The sequence below is a fragment of the Mesorhizobium sp. M0106 genome (assembly GCF_040322715.1).
Lineage (GTDB): Bacteria > Pseudomonadota > Alphaproteobacteria > Rhizobiales > Rhizobiaceae > Mesorhizobium.
Genome location: NZ_JAMYUA010000114.1, coordinates 1 through 1794, shown reverse-complemented (window position 1 = coordinate 1794; position 1794 = coordinate 1). Strand labels below are relative to the sequence as shown.

Sequence of the window (1794 nt, the reverse complement as noted above, 5' to 3'; positions counted from 1 at the left end):
AGAACGTCAATCCAGACGGCTGACGCGGCGGCCCTCGCTGCGCGCTTCGATAAAGGCGCCTGCGATCTTCATCATGAATGCCTTGCTGAAACGACCGAGGGGTTTACCGTCGGATTCGATGTACCAGGAGCGTTCGGCAATATCGTAGTTGTATTCGTCAACCACGATCCAGCAGCGCTTGAGATCGCTCAGACCGGCGCGGCGGCACTCGATAGCGGAGACTTCCAAACCGACCCGATCGCCGGGCGGTGGCTGGGTGGTTATCGCCAGGAGCGCGAGATGGGTCAGGCCATCTCTTGCGCCGCCGACAGCGATGACCACGCAGGTCGGCCGGCTCTTGCGGCCTTCCGTTTCGCCGCGCTCGTGTTGCCATGCCCAAAGATACGGGTAGGAGATCACCTGACCAGGCAGAAATCTACCGCTCATCATCGTATCCTTCCCCGCGCGCTAGTCGGTCGATCTCGGCGGCGAAGAGTTCCGTGTGGTCCTCCGGCATCTCGGAGACATGGTATGCGCGGCGGGGATCACTGCCGATGCGCATCCGTTCGTAGTGCTCGTAACTCATCAACACGAACCGGGGTTTGCGGTGCTTGGTAAGAATAACGGGTTCGCGGCTGGCAACGTCGGTGACGTCGCCAACCTGCTTGTTGAGATCCCCCGTCGTGAACTGGCGCATGGCTGGACTCCTTATCGATCTCCATATTATCTGGATTTTCTTGATTTGCAAGAAAACGGCGCTCACGCGCCGTCCTCCGCGAACCGCCACACGGGGATGCCGAGCCGACGCGCCTTGTCGGCCAGGTTCTCGGTGATGCCGGAACCGGGAAAGACGATCAGGCCGTAGGGCACCACCGAGAGAAGCTGATCGTTGCGGCGGAACGGAGCCGCCTTGGCGTGTCGGGTCCAGTCCGGTTTGAAGGCGATCTGGGTGACCTTGCGGTTCTCGGCCCAGCAGGCGGCGATGCGTTCGGCGCCACGCGGGCTGCCGCCGTGGAGCAGGACCATGTCGGGATGCTTCTCGCGGGCCTTGTCGAGCGCGTTCCAGATCCGGTCGTGATCGTTGCAGTCGAGACCACCGGCGAAGGCAATCTTGGTGCCGGCAGGAACGAGCACCTCGGTTTCGGCGTGGCGGCGGGCGGCGAGGAAGTCGCGGCTGTCGATCACCGAAGCGGTCATCGCCTGGTGGGAGACCTTGGAGCCAGTGCGCGGCCGCCATGCCGATCCGGTTTGTGCCTCGTAGAGGTCGGCAGCCTCATCGCGCATGATTTCGAGCACGTTGCGGCGCTCGATATAGGTGATGCCTTCCGCAGTCAGCCGCTCCAGCTCGACGGACTTCACCTCCGAGCCGTCCTGCTCCTGCTGGCTCGAACGCTGCGCCTCCTCATTGCGGTCGAGGTTGCGGGCGACGCGCTCGGCTGCGCGGTGGAAGACGTTTGCGAAGGACCAGAGCAGGTCGTCAAGATCGGGTTCGAGCCTGGTATCGCCGAGCATGCCGGCGAAGCTCTCGACGATCCCGGCGAGGCCAGCCCGGATCACCTCGTCGTCGGGAAGTGGCCGAGGATCGGGTTCGTCCTGATGCGGGCGATGGCCGTACATCTGCAGTTCGAGGATGACACGATCGGTCGGCGAGGAGGCGTGGTAGGGCTCATAGGCCTCGTCGAAAGGAAGCTCGTAGGTCATGGCGTGTCTCCATCGGTTGTGGCCGCGCCCATCGCGGCCTGACAGCGCATCCCGGCCGCGCCGCGGACGCGGCCGCACCGAAGGCCGAAGCGCGAGCGGAGGACGGCGCAGCCG

General features: G+C 64.2%; 3 protein-coding genes. All 3 read right to left on the bottom strand.

Translation table 11 applies throughout. The features are described from left to right. Nucleotides 1-6 precede the first annotated feature (6 nt). Nucleotides 7-426: a hypothetical protein gene (locus NKJ55_RS35285; RefSeq protein ID WP_352453908.1), complete on the bottom strand. Its 420-nt coding sequence runs from the start codon at nucleotides 424-426 to the stop codon at nucleotides 7-9. After that, entirely contained in the window at nucleotides 416-676 is a 261-nt protein-coding gene (locus NKJ55_RS35280) for a type II toxin-antitoxin system prevent-host-death family antitoxin (protein ID WP_352453907.1), read from the bottom strand. Before NKJ55_RS35280 ends, NKJ55_RS35285 begins: the two co-directional genes overlap by 11 nt. Before the next feature lie 62 nt (nucleotides 677-738). Then, nucleotides 739-1680 carry a DUF2493 domain-containing protein gene (locus NKJ55_RS35275; RefSeq protein WP_352453906.1) on the bottom strand — a complete coding sequence of 314 codons (942 nt, stop codon included), beginning with the start codon at nucleotides 1678-1680 and terminating at the stop codon, nucleotides 739-741. Nucleotides 1681-1794 lie beyond the last annotated feature (114 nt).

What these genes read in the sequence shown, in the direction of transcription:
- NKJ55_RS35285 (WP_352453908.1), bottom strand. Translation starts at nt 426, where the DNA reads ATGAGCGGTAGATTTCTGCCTGGTCAGGTGATCTCCTACCCGTATCTT.
- NKJ55_RS35280 (WP_352453907.1), bottom strand. Translation starts at nt 676, where the DNA reads ATGCGCCAGTTCACGACGGGGGATCTCAACAAGCAGGTTGGCGACGTC.
- NKJ55_RS35275 (WP_352453906.1), bottom strand. Translation starts at nt 1,680, where the DNA reads ATGACCTACGAGCTTCCTTTCGACGAGGCCTATGAGCCCTACCACGCC.